The organism is Larkinella terrae (genome assembly GCF_009668025.1).
GTDB classification, from domain to species: domain Bacteria; phylum Bacteroidota; class Bacteroidia; order Cytophagales; family Spirosomataceae; genus Larkinella; species Larkinella terrae.
The window spans coordinates 162,163-182,857 of record NZ_WJXZ01000001.1 but is presented as its reverse complement, the minus strand read 5'-3'; the positions used below and the strand labels follow the sequence as shown (position 1 = coordinate 182,857).

Genomic DNA, 20,695 nt, shown 5'->3' with positions numbered 1-20,695 from the left:
ATATCAATCAATTATTTTAAACTCTTTAGCAATGTCCATTTTAAACTTTCCCTTTTCTTTTCTCATCGCTTTAAATTCACTCACAGGAATATCTAATTCGTCTGCGATATAGGCATTTAGTTCACTTCTATCTTTAAAAACAAATCCAAATATCCCCTCGTTCAGTAAATCATTTTTTACGTCTTCTGTGTATTGATGCCTCTTTCTTTCTAATCTTATTATGTCATCTTTAAAGTTATTATAGCGTTGTTGGATTGCAAAGAGATTAATATTATTTCCTGATTTCAAGATTTCATCAGGCACTGTTGTTTTAGTTTTTATTTCAATATCAAATGAATTCTCGTCATTTATATCTACTGGTCTGTCGATAGAAAAATTAACCCAAGAATGTAAATCGTCATTGTATGGATGAGCGTACTCATTAAGGTTAAAAATAGTAGTTCCCTTGAGGTTTGAATTGCAAACATGACAGGCCGGGATAAGATTGAAAAAAGAAAGAGACAAATAAGGAGCAATTACTTTAGGAATGAAGTGATCAAACTCATACAGAATTTTTTCATCATCAGTTGTTTTCACTTTGTGGGTATGGCAATCGTTACAGTATGGACAAACAACAACATCCAACTCATCGACAAGCCAAATAAATTTTATGCTACCTCTGCATGATTTGTAGTCAAAAAGCTTTAAAATTTCATTCCCAAACTCTGTGGAAGATAAAACTCCACGCACTGACTGTGAGAATGGCGGAATTGTGTTAGCAGCAACCATTGCCTCAATTCTGTTATGAATTAATTGCAATTGCGTTGGGTCACCAGTAATTATCTCTCGAAGTAATTTGAATCTGTGTTCTGAAAGCAGTCTATAGAAAATTTTCTTTTGGATATCTTTTTCACTACGGATTTTCTTTAGCAATCTCTTCTTCAGTGAATTTTTTTGCAATGAACCGGTTTTCTTTTTAACGGGATTTAGTTTTGAATAAAGTTCATTGGCAATTGCTAGCAGAATTTTGCTTTTTCCTTTCTCTATTTTGAACATTTATTTTTTCAGTTTTGAGTTAAGGATTTCCGTAAGCTTTGACTGCAAAACAGGTTCTCCAATTAAGGCAATTATCTTTCTCAATCGGTCTTCATCTACATTCTTTTGATTTTTGTCAAGAAGCGGTTTTAATTCCTCATGAAGTTTCGTTTTGGCGAATTTTCCTACGACCCCGTCCTGCATAAAAAATTGATTTGACAACAAGGTATGAATATTGGCCGCGAAAGTTTGTTCTTCATTAAATGAAACCACTTTGCAATTTCCATTTTCCTTTTTAAGGAAAATTAAATTTTCTTTTGGTAAATCTGAAACGATAAAAGGAGAATGAGAAGTCAGTATTACTTGAACTTCATACTCTGAGAATAAATGACGAATAAAATTTGTTAAATTATATAAGTACTGGCTTTGCCATTGTGGATGAAATCCTACTTCTCCTTCGTCAATTAATATATATAGGAAAGTAATTGGATCCACTTCTTGGTTTTTTGTTTGAATGTTTAGGGACCGCTTTTTAATTTGCTCTTTCAGTTTGTAATTCTTTGCAAAGTATAATCTTGAATACAAATCCATAAGTGCATTTTCTCCCGAACTAATATTTCTCCAACTTATTGAAATGAAATTTTTTTTGTGATCTGATGGAATTGATGAAATGTAATTTTCATAATTATTTATTGCTACAACTCCTCCTGTAATACCTGTAACAAATGAATGGGCATTATCCTCAATCCAGTTTTTGTCAAAATTTACTGCTTCAATCAAATTAAAAATAGATGAATATAGTAAACCAGCTTCTACCTTTTGATATGGTTCTCTTCCTTTCCATTTTTGATTTTCAAAAAAGTACCCTGCTCTTTCAAAGAGATTATTCCCTTGAATATCTTCTAACTTAATTCCAATTTCTTCATTGTAATGCTCACTTAAATTGTAAAAATAATTGTGAATCAAAGAATAACTAAACTCAACTTTTAATTTCTCCGAAAGTGCTTTACGATATTCAGGTATTTTTGAGTATTTAGAGAAGTCAGATTTAATTTTTCTACTACCTTCATATTCTCTTTCAATTGAATATAATGCTGAGTTTACAATTTTCCATGCTTCTGTTGTAAGTTTATCAAGATGTTCGAATATGGCTTCATTATTGAATGTGAGATTTCTTTTCCCTGCGTTTGGGTCAAAGTAGCTACGATGAAATTGAATGCTTACTTCATTGGGAAGATTTATGCCTTCTATATCTGCAAGTCCCGAATTAATCACCATATCAAACTGTCTTCTTATATTAGATGACTTATGAAGTTGAATTTCCCTTACTTCATCTGGATAGGTATCTCCGCTTCTAATGACATCGTTTTCTATTAAGGCGTTTGTAGATACATCAATATATTCCTTGTATTCGTTAGAAATGTTTGGTGGATAGTTTCTTAAATCAAATACAGGGCTATAGAAAATTAAACCGAAATTATGTAAAAATATATTTGGGTCTTTTATATAATTTGACACCCTAAAAGAAATCGTTTGTTCAATAGGATTTTCAATCTTGTAATCTGAAATAGAGCCTTTCGCAGTAAGTATAAAATTTTTAATTGTATGAAATATTTTTATTGACTTATTTCTTTCATCCTTAAACGCAATAATGAATTTTTCGCCTGTTGGTAATCTATCGGTAAATAAATCAATTATGAAACTAAGTAGGTTCGTTTTACCAACTCCATTTTCTCCAATAATGCCAGTAACATTTACTATTTTTCCATCAAATTGGGTTGCTTTTTCTCCTCGAATAAGAGCTAGGTTGTTACCAAAAAAATTTGAAATGAAGTTGGAGTTCTCCGTCAGTGTTAAATTTCCAACATATTCACTTGTATTATCAAATTCGAATGTGATATGATTGGAGAAATTGAATGATTGGTTTTTAATTGTCATACCATCATTTTCAATCCATAAGTAGAGTAATTCCATTCGGTTTTATTGTCTGTTTATTTAAACATTGGACTGTTATCAAAGGGTTTTCGGCAAACTCACACTAGATATGCTTCTAATGATCTTATTTAAAAACCTATAATAGTCACCTATTAATCAATTTATTATCTTAAAAATCTACTAAATTGCAATACAAAATACGAACAAACGCTGTGTTTCCAATATATCAATTTTCAAACTACTCAACTACTGGAACATTGTCAAAGAACGTTTCTATGAAATCCAGGATCTTATCTTTTACCCGCTCCACAATGGATTTACGGGCTAGTAGCTTGGGCTTTTCGGTTAGTATGCCTACCACCTCATCATTTAGCGGAATGCGCTCCGTAAATAGGTAATTACTGATCAACTTTTGCAAGCCTTCTTTGCTTAGTTTTTCTTCTTCAGAAAGTTTATCCAGTGCCTTGCCTTTTTCTACTTCGATGTATTCGTCAAACGTTTGCGGTATGTCATCGGCATTCTTGATATGAGGGATGTTTTCAGCAATGAATTTTTCAATCAATTCGCGTTTACTCCGTAGTTGTACCTCACTGGCCAATACGCGCTGAATTTCCTGCTTTCGTTTTTCCCGATCGGCGGGTTTGGCATTTACCAACGTGGCAAGCAACCGCAGAATATATGCTACATTAATTTCATCCCGCTGGATAAGCTCCAGTTCAAAATCAACGTCGTTGAGGATGGATTCTTTCTCTTTGTGGGTGCTGGATTTTACTTTCTGGTGTAAGTCCAGGTACTTGCTTTTGTAGTCTTCAAAATCCTGTTCATCCATTGACAGGCCCTCAAAACTGAAGTCACTGAAGCAGGAGAGAATGTTTTTTAGCCGGATCAAGTCCCGGAACGCTTTCACAAATTCCAGTTCCTCTTCTTCACTTGGTAGCTCATCAATGCTTTCCAGGGTGGGCGCAATGTCGATTAATTTCTGATAGGCGGCATCGAACTTCGTTACATAGTCCTCATAGGGCTGCATAATGATTTCTTCGATGGCTTCTTTGTTGGAGAACAGGGTAATGGCTTCATCCGTTGCCGCTTTTAGGTTGCGGAAACAAACAATATTGCCTTGTGACTTCTGCTCATTAAAAATCCGGTTGGTACGGGAAAACGCTTGCAACAGGCCGTGATACTTTAAGTTCTTATCGACGTAAAGCGTATTGAGCTTTTTAGCATCAAAGCCGGTTAAGAACATATTGACCACTAGTAAAATATCAACTCGGTCTTTATCAAGAAACCCTTCTTTCTCGCGCTCCTTCATCCGCTTGGCAATGTCCTTGTAATAGTTGTAAAAGGATTCACTGTCGCGGGTGCTGTATTTGGTGCCATACAGCGCGTTGTAATCGGCAATGTATTCGTCTAGCTTATCCCGGCTGTGCTGGTTGATAACGGCCCCGTCCGGTATTTCTACGTCGTCGTCGGGAATGTAGCCGTTGGCGTCTTTGTCGTCTTCGTTGGCGGTGTAGGAGAATATCGTAGCAATCCGTAAGTCATGTTTGCCCTCCTGCTTTTTGCGTTTGAACGTATCGTAGTAACGCATCAGCATATCCACGCTACTCACGCACAGCATGGCCGAAAAGTCCTTGCTGTGGGTTTTACGGCTATGGTTGGTAATCAGGTAATCAACAATCTTGTTTAGCCGGTCTTCTGACTCCATCAACTCTTTGGTGTCAATGGCTTCTACGTCAATGTCTAAATCTGTACGGCTATCGTCTTTGTGTTTGTAACGGCCAATATATTCGACCGAAAACCGTAGAACGTTCTCATCACGAATAGCATCTGTAATAACGTACTTATGCAAACACTCCCCGAATAGTTCTTTGGTGGTGCGTTTGCCTAATTCATTCTTTACGGCGTTGTCCTTAAAAATGGGGGTGCCGGTAAAACCAAAAAGCTGGCTATTGCTGAAATAGGCTTTAATCCGGTTATGGGTTTCACCAAATTGGGAGCGGTGGCACTCATCGAATATAAAAACAATCCGTTTGTCTTTGAGGGCATCCATTTTGCTCAAATGCCGGGTTTTACTGATCGCGGTGTTGAGCTTCTGAATGGTGGTGACAATGATTTTGCTATCATCGGTAAACTGGCTGACCAGCTTGCTGGTGTTGTTGGTGGTATCGACACTGCCTTGTGCAAAGTTGTCAAACTCGCGTTGGGTCTGGTAATCCAGGTCTTTCCTGTCCACCACAAAGACAACTTTATGTACTTGTGGCAGGGCCGTGAGTAGCTGGCTGGCTTTGAAGGAGGTGAGGGTTTTGCCGCTCCCGGTGGTATGCCATATATACCCGTTTTTGTTGCCCGCCTTGACCCGCTCCATAATGGCTTCAGCTGCGTAGTACTGATACGGTCGCAATACCATCAGGATTTTGGTTTGCGGCAATACGATGTAACGGGTTATCATTTTGGAGAGGTGGCACGGCTCCAGAAAGGCTTGCGTAAAAGCTTCTAACTGTTTGATGGGTTTGTTATCGACATCCGACCAGTAAAACGTTTGCTTGAACGACTGTTTGCGGTTGTTGGCGTAGTATTTGGTATTGACGCCGTTGCTGATCACGAAGAGTTGCACGAACTGAAACAGACCGAATCCCGCCGAATAGGAATGCCGCTGGTAGCGGTTGGTCTGGTTAAAAGCCTCTTTTAGTTCTAGCCCCCGCCGTTTTAGCTCAATCTGCACTAAGGGCAAGCCGTTAATCAATATCGTTACATCGTAGCGGTTTTTGTAGCTGCCTTCATTGGTGACTTGATTAGTAACCTGATACTGATTCTGGCACCAAAATTCCTGATTGATGAACTCAATATAGACGCTACTCCCATCAGTGCGGGTAAGCTGTAATTTATCCCGTAAGATACCGGCTCGCTCAAATACGTTGCCTTTGTTGAGGTGGTTGAGCACAACGGCAAATTCAGCATCAGTAAAGGGCGTATCGGCAAGGGCGGTTTTGTTGTGGGATTCTAGCTGGGTCTTCAGGTTGGCCAATAATGCCTTTTCATCCGGTATAGCAACTCGCTTGTAGTTCAGGCTGACTAACTGACTCAGTAGATTTTCTTCTAAAGCTTGTTCGGATTGTGTGGCCATTTAGTTTAGACAAAAAGTTGCTGAAATAGAGCTTTCCTATATATCTTAATATATCTTAAATGCTGATCAACGGCATTTATTTTTGCATCGATGGCAGTAAGAAAGTTAGAAATTTTTAATTGCTCAGGGAGAGAGGGATATGGAAGCTTAGTTTTTTTTGCAAAATCAATTGTGTAAGTTCCAACAGTAGTGATTGATGCGTTATTTTCTATCTGCTTTTGAATTATTTTAGTTTTGAACAGTTGCTCAACAAAAATACTATTCACTTTATTTAATGTTTTTAACCAAATTATATTACCATCTTTAAAATAGAAATGGTCAGCCTCTTTAACAACATATACTCTTCCAATCGTGCCAACTCCAGTCACTAATAAATCATCTTTTTTTGGAACTCCATATTTTAATTTATATTGATTAAACATTTCTACTGAGATAAACAATTCGTTTTTAACAATTCCTGTTTCTGAAAGTTGCACAATTTCGCGGGTTCTATAAAATGGAACACCATTCTTTGTCCATTCGCTCTCAAAAACGCGTTTACTTGAAGTAATAGTAAACAATTCTCCTAACCTCTTTTCCTCCCAATCTGGAAAATCGTTACCATTATCGTCTTTAAAGCGAATTTCCTGGCTAAATATCTGTTGCATGACACCTTTCTTGTACTGCTCCAGCAAGGTTTTCTTTTTGGCTATCAGCTCTGTTTTGGCATCAATGGCCGTAAGAAATGCGACAATTTTTTGTTGTTCTGGAAGGGAGGGGAGATATGTAATAAAGGATTTTAATTTTTTAAAATAAAGTCTCGTCCTTGTCCCACCTTGCTTTTGCAGTATGGCAAATTCTTTAAAATCATTTCCTTGATTTAGCAATTGCTGCAAAAAGAAAGAATCCAAATTCTTAGTAGTAAACACAGGATATTCCTTACTAATGGCTCCTCTGTCAACTAAATTATTTATATTAAATTTAAAAGTAGCATCATCGCTCATATGCCTATAAGTCATATAGCCTTTCGGTACAACTTTATATTCACCCTCATTGTCTAACTCTCTATTATTAAAATAGTCACGCTGTAATCTCAAGCCTGTTCTTGAAGACGTTAATACAGGCATCTCCGTTTTAGCGGGGACTTTTTCAATATATTCATCTAAAAAATCTTCAAGTTTATGTTGGTTCCATTCCCCTTCGAACTCAGGAAAACGCAACGTAGGTACTTTACTTTGAACAGCAATCATGATTAAAATGGTGTAGCAATGTTAAGTTGTTGACAAAAAGCTGCTATGGTGGCATCGCTAGAAGCTATATTAGTGTTTAATGCCTTCAACTGCTCAGCTATTTGTTGTAGATCAATATCCTCTTCTTCGGCAAATGTATCAACATAGCGTGGAATGTTGAGGTTATATTCGCTCGCCTTCACCTCCTCCAATGTAGCGCGGTAGCTGTACTTTTCTTCTACCAATCGTTCTCGGTAGGTTTGAACAATTTTACCTATATCGCTATCGCGTAAAGTATTTTGGTTCTTACCCTTTTCGTAATGGGTACTGGCATCAATAAACAGAATGTCGTTGGGGTTCTCCCGGCATTTCTTAAAGACCAGTATGGCTGTTGGAATGCTCGTACCATAGAAGATGTTAGCCGGTAAGCCAATAACCGCATCTAAGTAGTTTTTATCGGCTATCAAGTGTTCACGTATATGCCCCTCAGCCCCGCCCCGAAACAGTACGCCGTGTGCGATAACAACGGCCATTGTGCCATTTTCGGCCAAATGGTGTACCATATGTTGCACAAAAGCAAAGTCGGCTTTTGAACCGGGGGCAAGCCTACCGTACTGGCTAAAACGGTCGTCGGATATGTGCAAGGGGTTCGCGCTCCATTGCGCCGAAAAAGGCGGGTTTGCTACAATGGCTTCAAACCGCTTGTCCAGATGTTGCGGGTGTTCTAGCGTATCATCCTGCCGAATATCGAACTTGCGGTAATGCACGTCGTGCAAAATCATGTTCATCCGGGCCAGGTTATACGTCGTACGGTTCAATTCCTGCCCATAGAAATTCGATACCTCCTTTACTTCTTTGGCAACCCGTAACAGCAACGAACCAGAACCGCACGTAGGATCATACACCGATTTCAGTTTTGTTTTACCAGTCGTTACCAGTTTGGCCAATATCTTGGATACCTGTTGCGGGGTATAAAACTCCCCCGCCTTTTTTCCGGCTCCGCTGGCAAACTGGCCAATCAGATATTCGTAGGCATCGCCCAACACGTCGGCTTCAATGTTTTCTAGCTGAAAATCGATAACGTTCAGGTGTTCCAGAACCTTAACGATCAGCGCGTTTTTTGCCGATTCAGTACGGCCTAGCTTACTACTGGTAAGGTCGATATCCTCAAACAGCCGGTTAAAATCCTCTTCGCTGTCAGTCCCCATTGTGCTTTGCTCAATGTGGTTGAGAATGTTGGCCAGATCGCCCAAAATAAAATTAGACTCGCCTTCTTCCTCGCTTTTGGTTTGTCCCCGTCTAACAATTTCTTTAAACAGTTCGAAGGGTTTTAGAAAGAAGCCTAATTTCTGAATGGATTCTTCTTTGATGGCTTCCAAAAACGCCCGGCCCTCTTCGCTCTGTTCGTTTAGTTTAACGTAGGTAGTCCCATCCTCTGCCAATAACTGATTGGCGTATAACTCCATTTTTTCGGATAGGTATTTGTAAAAGATGAAGCCTAAAATGTAATCCCGAAAATCGTCGGCATCCATCTTGCCCCGTAGGGAGTTGGCAATGTTCCAGAGTTGTTGTTCTAACTGTCTTTTTTGTTCGGCTGACATTGGAAGAATTATATAAAGCGTAATTGCTGTGGCTAGTGGTTCTCTCCTAAAATAAGAAGACGAATTTCAAATGTAAAAGTAAGTTAGTTTTGATTGGCATCTAACTATCAAATCTAGGAAGTTTTTGCGTCTTAAATTGGTTTGGCCAAACCATAGTGAATACCATCCCGAATGGTCTTTTGTGACTTGTTATATCCCACTCACTCGCTACAGTTTCGAGTGCATATACAGCGGTTTGTTCCTCCATCCGGCCCGCTGCCACATAGCCCCCTGCAGCAATGGCCGCTTTTAATTGAAATTCGTGCCGCTGGCCTTCGGGAGCGTTCTGCATAGTACGTACCAGCCGGTTCAGTACCTCGTTTTCATCAATCGGCTTTCTCAAGCACTCGAATAGGGTTGGTTTTGGCGAGCAAGGCCGGTTTGTTTGGTACTGAAGACTGTAACTTCTCAAAGTTTACCATACGCGAAATCCATAATTGCCCGGTAAGCGGCTGTATCGCCTTTCAGGGCTTTGGCCATGATTGCCAGCGTTATCAACTCTTCTATGCTCAATGTCATTGGTTCGCCAGTTAAGCAGTTTTCGGCCTTGGCCGTTACGCTCAGACAATGACGTATCTGTTTGGCCTTTTCCTTTCTTCCTTTAGGTCGGCCGTTGGGGTTTCCGCTTTGTCTTTTCTGAAAACGGGTTTTTACACCGTCTAAATAAATATCATCTCGCATAGCATGGGGCGTATAACCTGTTAATAACCTGTTATTGATTGGTTAGCCGGAACGATTGGCCGGTTTTGGGATTGACTAAATCTAAGCAGGTAATCAGTTCTTGTATAGCCGGGTTACGCTGATTCATTCGCTGCAACGTCCGCTCGGTCATGGTTAACGGCAAGGCAGCAACGCTTAGAACGTCGTTAATTTGTTCTGGCTGGTCGTCTTGCTCTTCGGTATTTTTGGGCATTTTCGTTACCGGCTCGGCCGTAGCGTACGGGCGGGCCACGAATGGCCGGTTATAGTCCCAAAACAGCGGATACCCGGCATCGGTCAAAGCCCAACCCGCCAACGGGTCACGGTTACAAATCAGGTAGTCGGCTAAATCGTAGCCTTTCTTTCGGTCATAATCGGTAGCCCGCTGCTCCAATACCTCTGAAACGCGCAACTGCCCGCCAATAACGGGCCGCAATTCCTCCGCTTTTTGGCTCCATTTCGCAAAGCCGTTAAGGTCAGGAAACAGCGTAACAGGACGTCCGGCAACGGGTAATAGCTTATCGGTCGTTAGGTTGCTCAGACTGCCACAAGCCAACCAGATGTACTCAGGCAGATAGACCGTGGCTATAATAGCCGTTTTTTCACTTTCGACAATGGCAACCGGCTGGGTAGCGGGCTGGCCCTTCAGTTGGTGCAATCCGAACAAGCATTGGCATAGTTCGAACTCAGCCAGACTGCTTTGTTTTTTCAGGACGCTATGCACCCAATTGATATGATTAAAGGGCTGTTTGATACGCTTCAACGTCAGCGGGTCATATAACATTATTTTACCTGTTCGGATACGGCCCGTTGTATCGATCTGCCAAAAGACCGTTGCTCCTGGCCAATGCTTTGACGTACCGACATAAAACCGGCTAATCAGATCGTTCATAATTTCATCGTTGAACAAGCTATACAAGCCATTGACAAACTCGTTTTGGTGGTACTGGTTCAGACTTTGCCGGAATAAATTAAATGGGATATAAGACGGCTGAGTAGTTGGGCGGGCGGGTACTGGTTTAGGTGGCTGGTATGATGGTCGGGCTTGCTGGTTCATAGTCTCATTTTGCCAGATTTGCCGGTGCGCCGGTCCTATTTCCTCAAAGTATTGGCGGGGTGTGTAGTGATAGTTACAACTCGACTCCCGATTACAACGGCCAACGTGATCGGGTAATAGTTCTCCCGTCTCCGTGTCTATGTATCGGCTCAACTGCTTAGGCTTCTCACAGGCCGGGCAAGTATAGCGGGTAGACGGTCCTTTGTAAGGCTGCAAGATATAACGGTATACAGCGTTCATGTAGTTGGCATTTGTGGCACTTTTGGCATTTCATAGCTTCTTATATGCTATTTGTGCCAAAAGTGCCAACCATTAGGATTACAATAGCTTTTCATATTCACCTTGCTTCAGGCGTCGAAACAATTCCGGCTCTTTACTGATGAAGCGTTTGAATGTCCGGGCCGGAACACCATGTACAGCCGCAATGCGTAACCCGTCTTCCGTCGTGAATACGTCCGCTAGAGCATCGTACAATGTCCGTTTATTGAGCGGTAAGCGGTCTAAGGGAGTCGCGTGTTTAACGATTTGATTTATTTTCAACGCCATTGCCCGGAAGTATTCGGTTAAAGTAATGGCTCCTTCAATGGCTTCAATACCGATGTAATCTTTGTTGTCCACATCGCAGGACCAACGAAGTAGTTGCAGGATTAAGGCCAGTCGGATAACGTACACTTCCATTTTAGAATGGATTCCGGCTACATCATCGGCGGAGGGCTGGTTACAAAGCGTTGTATTGTGGTTATTGACCCAATCGAATAGCCGGGCTTTCGCTTCGGGCGTTGGGCGAATGATGCTCGGCGTTACCTCTTCCTGAGAGTCCAGCGTAATGGGAATTTCCATCAGGTTAGTCAGAATCTGCCCGTAGCTGGCAATTAGTGTCCGTGGCATTTCTGATTCCCGCCAACCGTTCTTTTTCAGATTGTCCGGCATCACAAATAAAATCCGGTCAATGAATCCGTTTTGGCTCCGGTTGTCGCTGGCTAGTTCGTTGAGAATGCCAGGCTGAATAGTGCCAATGACCGGAATAAAGGGCTTGGGTAGAAAGACAGACATTGCCGTTTTTCGATCAATAATCAATTCCTTGCCGCTCCAATTGGATAGCCAAACTTCTTGTTCGTTCCCCTTATTGTACCGGTTGAAGTTCTTGAACCATCCCGCCAATTCGTCTACATAGACTCCTATACCGCGTTTGTTGTTGTAATGCACAGCGGCTAACCCTTCTGGGGTTATGTCAGAGACGATAAATTTGTGGTGCTTTGGCTCCTCAAACTCCTCTTGTCCCCGTTCTTCTTTCTCCTTTTTGCTTAACTTTTGCCAGGCAAAGTATTCTTTCATCTGTTCCCGGTATTGGTGGTAAGTCACCTTATCGCGGTCCAGAATTGGCTGAATAGCAAAAGTGAGCGGATGGCTTTTATTTGTCCCGGCCCGGCCAACAATAGCAATGTACAAGACGGCTGTTTCTGTCCAACCGGCTTTTACCTCAACCCGGTTGGTATTACCGATGGTCAAAGCAACAGCATACAGAATAGACGTTCCCGTAAAATCGACTGGAAAGTTTAGCGTCTCTTCTGTCGCTCGAATGATGTGCTGAATGATTGGTGGGAATACTTCAACCGGAAAAGCGGTTATTGGTTGAGAGATTCCGCTGGTACTCTGTCTAACTTCATCAACCGGAATAGTAGTTTCGGGTTGGCTGGCATTCCAAGCGTCAAAATTGAAGTTAGGACCAATATCAGAAGTCCTTTTTAGCGTCGTATATTTGCCCTGTTCTTTAGGAGTAGAAGCAGAGCTTTCGTGTTGGTTCGCGGCCATACCTTAAGCTCTGTTTTTCATTTTAGATGCAGATACGTACTTGTCGGCCATTGAATTTAACTCCTCACTGGTCTTTACACGCCCGGTTTGTAACCATTGGTCAATTTCAGACTGCCGAAACGCTAACCTTTTACCTTTTCGCACAAATGGGATTTCACGCCGTTGTACTTTACCATATAAGGTCGTTACAGCCGGTTGGCCGGGTAGGTATTCGCTGAGTTCTTCGATGGAAAACCAACGGTCGGGGGCGGGTTGGGCGTGATTTGGTTGCGCCCGTAGAAGAGTAGTTAGGTCGTCAACTTTACGGCCTAAATCAGCTACGAAGGCTGGTAATTGATCGAAAGTAAGCGGGGTGCTTTCCATTACAAACAAGTTGTTTTAGTGAAACTTGCTGTAATAGTATAAGTATATTGAGGGAGGTTAATTTCTGTTGTAAAGTCTGTAAAGTCTTTTGTAAGCGTTGTAAAGATGTTTGTAAGGACTGATAGTATCAGGCCGGTTTTTTCCAGTTTCCGCCACGTCTAAAATTGTTTTCTACTTCATCGAAAGCCCAGTTGTCGAAGTAGTCAGTTAACAGTTTTATGTACTTATCTGCTGTTGCTGTTTTGTCAATCTTTCCTGTCTTTGGAAGATGCGTAGTACAGTGAGTATAAAATAAATGAAACAAGCCAATCACTTTACCTTTGTCTCCTATCCTTTCATTAATAGATAGCTTATCAGTGAAAGATTCGCCAACAAACGCCCGGTCGATGAATTGTTTAACCTGATTTACAGTGAGGAATGCTTTTCCGTTATTGCTGCTGTTTTCCGCCAATTGGATAAACCATTTTCTTACCTCATCTAATGACATAGAAGGGTTAAAAACGTTAATACGTGTATCTGAAGCTTGTGATGTTGAATTAATTGTAGTTCTTTGTTTAGAGAGTAAAGGGGTAACAGATTTATAGTATTTTTCTTCATTGCTTAGCCATTTGGCAATGATCTGGACATACTGGTTTTCGTGTTTTGAAAACTCATTCAACAAGGCCATTTGCCGGGCTTTGTGCTGTTCATTTAATAGGTCGATCCGATGAGTGTTAACATCCGTAAATCCATCTTGTAAGAGTTGAACAGAGTTTGCGGATTTCAGTATCTCCTTTGTTTTGTCGATTAACCATTCTATCAATTTTCCTTTTGTCATTATTCTGGATTTAGAAAACCCTGTATATGGGTTGTAAACGGGTTCATCTTCTAGAATAGGAAAAATATTGGTAAATCTGTCCTTCAATTTATTAAATGGCTGAACAGTAAAAGGAAAGACAGAAAGCCATTTTTGATAAATATTGTATAATTCATTTAAATCTATTTCTTCAGCAACAGGTTCGCTGGGCAGTTGTTGGTAAAGGCTTCTAACATAGTCAATTAGCAGTTGTGTTTTGTTGTGCCCAATCTCCTCCTTTCTTGATTCAATAACGTCGGTTAGGGAATGACTATAAACGTGATCGCCAAAAGAGGGCGTTCCAAAGCTGCTTATGATATATTCTATATAATTTGTAATGTCTGTATACCAATTACGTTGATCTATCATCCTTTCTATATGATGTTCAGTGTAAGAAAGTCGTCGAACAATACTTACTGCAAATTCATCAGTCTTGTAATAAGAAATATCAACGAATGGGTTGGCAGCTAAAATGCGGTGAGCATCACAACAGTTAGGTATTTTCTTGACATATTCTGTTGCCCATTTCATTACAGCTTTGTGAAATGGGCAACAGTCTGGAAAATTCTCTTTTGGCTGGTAATTACCGATTACTATTGGTTGAAATGGGGTTGAATGATAATATTTTACTTTCAACTGAATAAAGGGATTTTCCATGATTGTAAAGGTCAGAATACCAATTTGATTTTATCCGTAGCATCCCGCTTCTTCTGATCCACGATTTTGGCATAAATCTGGGTGGTCTTCAATTCCCGATGTCCCAGCATTTTAGAAATGGTATAGATATCGGTCCCCAGAGTTAGTTGAAGCGTAGCATACGTATGACGGAAACAATGAAACGTAATATTTTTTGTAACTCCGGAATCTTTTATCCACTGCTTTAATATTTGATTATTATAAGCGGAGTAGGAGAGGTTAGGGAAAACCCGGCTGTTAGGTTCACCCCTTTGCCCTAGTAGTTCGTTAGCCTGTTCGGGAATAGGCAGGACCTCAACGCCCTGAGTCTTCTGTTGACGGAATTGGATACTGTAGCCACCAGCGGCCGCGTGTCGAACTTCTCCCCATGTCAAGTTTTCAATATCCGAAAACCTTAATCCTGTTAGGGCTGAAAATAATGCGGCTACTTTCATTACCGGCATCGCACACTCCGTATTTGCCACTGCCTGTAATTCCTCCAAAGTAAGATACTCTCGACTAGTCTCTTCTGGTTTGATCGACACTACTTTGGAACCCAAATTTTCAGCTAACAAACCATCTCTGTGGGCGTCCCTCAGAGCGGATTTAAACTTGTTGAAATAGGAGAGGGCGGAATTAATGGACAGCGTATCGCCATTTCGCCGGTTAGGAGCTGCCGATAGGTATTCACGAAACTCATTACACTTTTTGACAGTAAGCTCAGACATTTTGATCGTTCCTCCTGTAAACTCTTCTAGGTAAGCTAGTGCACTCGTCCAGTTATCCCGATTGCTACCCTTCCGTTTAGCAGTCTGCTGCTTGAAATAAGCAACAAAACACGTTTTACGCTGCCGATCGGATAAAAATCCATAGGCACCTAGTTGAACTTCGAGTTGGCGTTTTGCTCTAATATTTTCAGCTAGGCCAATCGTTTCTTTATTTTGGTCCTTGTCGACAATGGTTTTGGGCTTGTTGAACACATAAAGCCCCAAAAATTCTCTACGGGTAGGCTTACCAGTATCTGGATGAGGGATAGCCGGATAAAAATCCAAATAAAGGCTTGAACGCCCATCACTAATCGGTTTACGCCGTAGTTTTACCTTTATCATAGTTGTGGGAGTCTGGGAGTTAGGAGCTCATCGATCCGAGTCTTGGGCACGTAGGCATAGATACCATGGTATTGCTTCGGGATTTGATTTCTAAGGATCAGGTTATACAACGCACTTTCTGAAATAAGGTACTTCTGCATAACTTCCTTCATGGTATAGCAGTCCGAAAGAGGAACTAAAGCTAGTACCGGTTTTGGGCTTGGAGTAGCCAACTCGAAAAAGCGATCGATGTCTAACCGGCGTATGACTGTGCGACGGCTGAGCTTAACAAAGGGTAGATCACCCCGCTCATTCATTCGGTAAAGCGTCCGGCGACTAATGCGGATTAGGCGGGCGGTTTCTTCAATCGTCAGGTATTCCTGATTCCGTAAGTCCTCAACGGGTTTGGCTTTGATCCGCCTTACCTGCTCATCGCTGGCTTCAACCTTTGCCGACCGTTTCCGTACCTTATACGCCAGTTTGGCGCAGGCATCGCTACAAGTTTTGGTTACAGTAGTTCGGGCTTCGAACTCTTTGCCGCACTGTTCACAAATACGGGTAATGCGTAGATTTGAACTCATAAGTCAGTAATTGCCAGATTGCGCCAATATTTGCCAGAATGTGTCAGTATGTGCCATAATTTCACCAAAAAACAGGCTATTGATATAAGATCGTTGAAAAGGTACAACTAAGGTACAAATTAATGCTGCATAACCCAACACTATTACTCAATAAAAAAGCAGTGTTGGGTTGACAAATGGCGGAAATACAGGGATTTACTAAGAGATAGAGGGGAGGTGTAATTTGGAAAGTAAGTAAACTTACTTTCCAATACAAAACTTACTGAAAATCGTTGCCAGCAGGTCATCCGTGGTGATTTCGCCGGTCAACTCGCCGAGGTGCCGGAGGGCGTCGCGGAGTTCGAGGGCAATCCAGTCCTGCGTCGTGCCATCATCGATGCCGTCGAGCACGCGGACGAGGGCCGCGTCGGTTTGGGCCAGGTGTTCGAAATGCCGCAGATTCGTGACCACCGTGCTGCCCGGAATGGCGTTGGTTTTCACAAAACCGCTTAGCCGCTGGGCCATTTTGTCCAGGTGCTTACCGGTATTGGCCTGAATAAGAACCAGTTCTTTGCCGAACCGAAGCTGCCAGTCCGCCATTTCAGCTTCGCTTAGTTTATCCATTTTATTACCAACCAGCAGATACGGCACATTCCGGTTTTTCAGTCCGGCTTCAACTTCGGTGATTTCCGCCAGGGTGGTTTCGGCAGCGTCGAACAGGTAAATAATAATGGCGGCTTTGTCCAGCTGCTGTTTGGTGCGCTCTACGCCAATGGCTTCGATGGTGTCGGTGGCTTCGCGGAGACCGGCGGTGTCGATGAGCCGGAACCGGATACCGTCGATGAACACTTCGTCCTCGATGACGTCCCGGGTGGTGCCGGGAATATCCGAAACGATGGCTTTTTCTTCATTCAGCAGGGCATTGAGCAAGGTCGATTTTCCAGCATTGGGTTTTCCGGCAATCACCGTCGCCACGCCATTTTTGATGGCATTCCCGACCGAAAATGAGTCGATCAGGGGCCGCAGCACGCGCTGAATGGACAAAACGAGTTTGCGCAGATCATCGCGTTTGGCAAATTCCACGTCTTCCTCCCCGAAGTCCAGCTCCAGTTCGATCAGTGCCGCAAATTCGACCAGCTGCTGGCGCAGGGCTTTGAGTTGTTTGGAAAAACCGCCCCGGAGCTGCGTCAGGGCCGCCCGGTGGGTGGCTTCGGAATCGGCGGCAATGAGGTCGGCAACGGCTTCGGCCTGCACCAGATCGAACTGCCCGTTCAGAAACGCGCGCTGTGTAAATTCCCCCGGCTGGGCCATGCGAACACCTTCTTTCAGCAATAACCGCAGGATCTGGCGGATCACATAATCGGAACCGTGACAGGAAATTTCGACCACATCTTCCTTCGTAAACGACGATGGACTGCGAAAAATCGAGACCAGCACTTCGTCGATGATCGCGTTTGCCGAATCCCGGATGGTGCCAAAATGAACCGTGTGCGACGGTTGCTGCGTGAGATCTTTGCCGCGAAAAATCCGGTTGGTTAGCTCGATGGCGTCCGTGCCCGAAACGCGAATCACCGCAATGGCGCCAATGCCGGGTGCGGTCGCCAAAGCCGCAATCGGTTCCTGTTGTAAAATAGTCATTATAAACGCTGATAAACCCTGATGTTCTCTGATAAGTACTGATTGACAATGAGTTATTTCTCAGGGTGGATCAGAGGGAATCAGGGTTTATCAGGGGTTGTAGGGCAATAGTTTGGGAAAAATGGGCAATGAAGTGGCCAGTCCGACCAGCCGTTTTTCCAGCGCAACGGTGGGAATACCCAGCAGATCGGCCAACTCATCGCCGAGGAAGAAACGCATTTGGGCCGCCGGGAGGTTCCGCAGGGCGGGCGGAGACAGATTTTCGAGCGCCTGAAGCAGCGAATGCGTCAGACCTTTTCCGGCTTCGGAAGCCCGAAACTGCCGCCGGGTGATCGTACGTTCGAGGTGAAAAGCCTCCCGCCGGTTTTTACACAAAAGCTCTTCCGAAACTCCCAGAAAATAACCGGCCACGTTAATCTGGTGCAGATACGCGTCCTCTTCTTCTTCGGTCATCGGAACACCGGTTTTTCGCAAACCGCGCACCACGATGTACGAAAAAGCGAGGTTGGTAGCGGCCATGTCTTCCTGATTGATCGGATAGCCCCAGTCGCTATTCCACTGCCCGCTGTGCAGGGTAAACCAGCGGATGGCAGCGTGCAACAGCCGGATTTTCAGCGTCCGGCGAATGGCTTTTCCGGTTTCCCATTCCCGTTTTTTCATGATGCCAAAGATCCATTCACCGGTTTCTTCCAGGCGCTTGTGCGTATCGTTGTGAATCCGCTGCGATAGCCAGAGTACCCGGGCGCCATCTTCCCCGGCGTAACAATACGGCAGCGAATAACACCCCAGCGTCAGGCCAACGGCCACTTTGTTTTTCTGAAAAAACCGTATGGCGATCTCCATCTGCCGAGGGTCGGCCCAGTCGGGGAGTTGGGTCCGGGAATGCATAAATGCCTGAACCGCCGGATGTTGAGTGCGGTCATCCCATTCAGCCGTATTGCCCAGCCAGCGCATCAGCATTCCAACTTTTTCGCGACCGCCCTGAGCCGCAACCGACGAAATGACGGCATCAGCCGCCGAATCGCCCAGCTTCCGGAAGCGGTTCAGCATTTCATCCGAAAAAGTGCGGCTGGAATTGACGGTTTTTAACATATGTTTCCGACCGTGGGTACGTTAAATTGTATCCCGGTGTAGCGTATCAACCGGCGCGGGCTGCGTTTGTTGCGTTGACGGTGTTTGCGGAGTTGCTGGATTCGGATAAACCGGCTGCCCCGGCGCTCCGTAGCGGAATTGAGGCTCCACAATTTCAACCCCGGTTACAAAGTATTTCGTTTCGCCGTTCCAAGGAAGTTTGACCAGTTTTTCTTCGTAATGCAGCGTGACGCGCTGACCGGTTTTAACCGCCTGGTTGATTTGCTGGGCTACCGAATCGTCTTTGACCGAAAAATCAAAATACTGCGGGGTCAGCGAACCGGTTTCGCCCGAAAAACCGCCCACGTTCAGGACGCCCTCCCAGGTCTTGAACATAAAACCCCGGCGGCTGTATTTGGAAATGGTTCCGGCGCGTTCGCCGTCGCTGTAACTCCAGGCCGTGAGGTAATAAATGACGCCGAAAACAACCAGCAGAAAGATGAACAGGAACAGAAAACGTCTCATGGAATAGGGGGCGGTTTTATTTGATTGACATACAAATGAACACGTTGTGGGCTTAAATTGCAATCCGTTTATTTGGAACGAATGGCAATAACCGGGTCCATCCGTGCGGCAACCAGCGCCGGAAGAATCCCCGAAACCGTACCGATGATGCTCGATACGCCCAAACCCAGGATGATGTTGGCGGGTGTCAGAATAATCACCAGACTCCCCAACTTCATAAATGACAACAAATAAACGAGCAAGATGCCGACGCCACCACCAATTAAACTCAAAAAAACCGCTTCAAACAGGAATTGGAACAGAATAACGTAGTTTTTAGCGCCCAACGATTTCTGGATCCCGATCAGATTGGTGCGCTCTTTGACCGATACGAACATGATATTGGCAATGCCAAAACCGCCGACCAGAATGGAAAAACTGCCGATTACCCAACCGGCAACCGTTAAAACGGCGAACAGACCGGAAATGGCTTTGGCAGCCGCGTCGGGCCGGTTGAGTGCAAAATTATCCTCTTCGACCGGCTTCAAACCGCGCCGGGCGCGCATCAATCCCCGGATTTCGCTTTCCAGTTCGAGCAGCCCTTCGTCCTGGTCGTAGCCTTTCACCGCAATGTCGATGCTGGGGTAAACGGAGTGGTACATCTTGGCAAAAGCGCCGATGGGGATGAGGCATTTGGTGTCGGGATTGCCGCCGAAATTAAGCAGACTTTCGCCCTTACGCTCCTGTACGCCAATAACGATATATTTCAAGCCGTTCAGTTTGAACTCTTTACCCACCGGGTCCTGCCCCGGAAAGAGGGTTTCCGCAACGTCGGCGCCGATGATGGAAACATTGCGGGCGGCATCGATTTCCTGCTGGGAAAAATACCGTCCCTGAACCACTGGCACATCCGAAATTTTGTTGTAATCCATCGACGTCCCCTGTATCAGCGCCTGGATGCTGTTGTTGCCGTTTTTAACCGTCACCTGGCCTTTGAAGTCCATCGCCACGACGGCCTGTGCGGATTCCAGATTTTCGGCCAGAAACTTGAATTCTTTTAGGCTGGGTTCGGGACGCTGGAAGTATTTCCACCACTGAAATTCACCGCCGAATATCCAAGGCCATTTCTGGACGTACAGCACCTTATCGCCGATGCCCGACAGACTATCTTTGATATTCCGTTCCAGCGAATCAACAATCGTGAAAACCGCAATGATGGCGAAGATACCGATGGTGACGCCCAGCAGCGAGAGCGTGGTTCGAAGAAGGTTCGATCGCAGGGCCTGCCACGCGAACCGAAAGCTTTCGTACGTCTGACGGAGGAATTTCAAGGGATTGACGGTTTATGTTCGATTAAAGGTATCAGACCATTCGGAATCTACCAAACGATTTGAAAGCGAAGGTAGTTTCGGCGGATGTTTGGTTAGTTTTTGTAGATTAGTGGTTTGCGATTTGCTGAGACTTACGGTTTT

Annotated in this window: 16 protein-coding genes; all 16 read right to left on the bottom strand. The window is 43.8% G+C overall.

The window, feature by feature from the left end:
- Positions 1–3: 3 nt before the first annotated feature.
- The 16 genes from GJJ30_RS00720 to GJJ30_RS00645 all read right to left on the bottom strand — a co-directional run bounded on the left by GJJ30_RS00720 (position 4) and on the right by GJJ30_RS00645 (position 20,554).
- Positions 4–1,035, bottom strand: a complete 1,032-nt coding sequence (locus tag GJJ30_RS00720; protein ID WP_154172129.1) for a hypothetical protein — start codon at positions 1,033–1,035, stop codon at positions 4–6.
- Complete coding sequence (locus tag GJJ30_RS00715; protein WP_154172127.1) at positions 1,036–2,988, bottom strand: AAA family ATPase; 1,953 nt, start codon at positions 2,986–2,988, stop codon at positions 1,036–1,038.
- Positions 2,989–3,187: 199 nt separating this feature from the next.
- On the bottom strand, positions 3,188–6,073 hold the full coding sequence (locus GJJ30_RS00710) for a type I restriction endonuclease subunit R (RefSeq protein WP_154172125.1): 2,886 nt from the start codon (positions 6,071–6,073) through the stop codon (positions 3,188–3,190).
- 5 nt (positions 6,074–6,078) lie between these two features.
- A complete protein-coding gene (locus GJJ30_RS00705) occupies positions 6,079–7,302 on the bottom strand; it encodes a restriction endonuclease subunit S (protein WP_154172123.1) in 1,224 nt (407 codons plus the stop codon).
- A gap of 2 nt (positions 7,303–7,304) precedes the next feature.
- Entirely contained in the window at positions 7,305–8,882 is a 1,578-nt protein-coding gene (locus GJJ30_RS00700) for a type I restriction-modification system subunit M (protein ID WP_154172121.1), read from the bottom strand.
- A gap of 447 nt (positions 8,883–9,329) precedes the next feature.
- A complete protein-coding gene (locus tag GJJ30_RS00695) occupies positions 9,330–9,602 on the bottom strand; it encodes a DUF5681 domain-containing protein (RefSeq protein ID WP_154172119.1) in 273 nt (90 codons plus the stop codon).
- 31 nt (positions 9,603–9,633) lie between these two features.
- Positions 9,634–10,917 carry a DUF6371 domain-containing protein gene (locus tag GJJ30_RS00690; protein ID WP_154172117.1) on the bottom strand — a complete coding sequence of 428 codons (1,284 nt, stop codon included), beginning with the start codon at positions 10,915–10,917 and terminating at the stop codon, positions 9,634–9,636.
- A 78-nt stretch (positions 10,918–10,995) separates the two neighbouring features.
- Positions 10,996–12,489 carry a YfjI family protein gene (locus tag GJJ30_RS00685; RefSeq protein WP_154172115.1) on the bottom strand — a complete coding sequence of 498 codons (1,494 nt, stop codon included), beginning with the start codon at positions 12,487–12,489 and terminating at the stop codon, positions 10,996–10,998.
- A 3-nt stretch (positions 12,490–12,492) separates the two neighbouring features.
- Positions 12,493–12,852 (bottom strand): helix-turn-helix domain-containing protein, encoded by a 360-nt coding sequence (locus GJJ30_RS00680; protein ID WP_154172113.1) that lies wholly within the window; start codon positions 12,850–12,852, stop codon positions 12,493–12,495.
- Between the two features lie 127 nt (positions 12,853–12,979).
- Positions 12,980–14,344, bottom strand: coding sequence for a hypothetical protein (locus tag GJJ30_RS00675; protein ID WP_154172111.1), 1,365 nt, complete (start codon positions 14,342–14,344; stop codon positions 12,980–12,982).
- A gap of 11 nt (positions 14,345–14,355) precedes the next feature.
- Positions 14,356–15,471, bottom strand: coding sequence for a site-specific integrase (locus tag GJJ30_RS00670; RefSeq protein ID WP_154172109.1), 1,116 nt, complete (start codon positions 15,469–15,471; stop codon positions 14,356–14,358).
- Positions 15,468–16,031, bottom strand: a complete 564-nt coding sequence (locus GJJ30_RS00665; protein WP_154172107.1) for a helix-turn-helix domain-containing protein — start codon at positions 16,029–16,031, stop codon at positions 15,468–15,470. Before GJJ30_RS00665 ends, GJJ30_RS00670 begins: the two co-directional genes overlap by 4 nt.
- Before the next feature lie 240 nt (positions 16,032–16,271).
- Positions 16,272–17,648, bottom strand: coding sequence for a tRNA uridine-5-carboxymethylaminomethyl(34) synthesis GTPase MnmE (gene mnmE / locus GJJ30_RS00660; RefSeq protein ID WP_154172105.1), 1,377 nt, complete (start codon positions 17,646–17,648; stop codon positions 16,272–16,274).
- Between the two features lie 90 nt (positions 17,649–17,738).
- Complete coding sequence (locus GJJ30_RS00655) at positions 17,739–18,740, bottom strand: oxygenase MpaB family protein (RefSeq protein WP_154172103.1); 1,002 nt, start codon at positions 18,738–18,740, stop codon at positions 17,739–17,741.
- Positions 18,741–18,761: 21 nt separating this feature from the next.
- Positions 18,762–19,244, bottom strand: a complete 483-nt coding sequence (locus GJJ30_RS00650; RefSeq protein WP_154172101.1) for a DUF8785 domain-containing protein — start codon at positions 19,242–19,244, stop codon at positions 18,762–18,764.
- 68 nt (positions 19,245–19,312) lie between these two features.
- A complete protein-coding gene (locus GJJ30_RS00645; protein WP_154172099.1) occupies positions 19,313–20,554 on the bottom strand; it encodes an ABC transporter permease in 1,242 nt (413 codons plus the stop codon).
- Between the last annotated feature and the right edge of the window lie 141 nt (positions 20,555–20,695).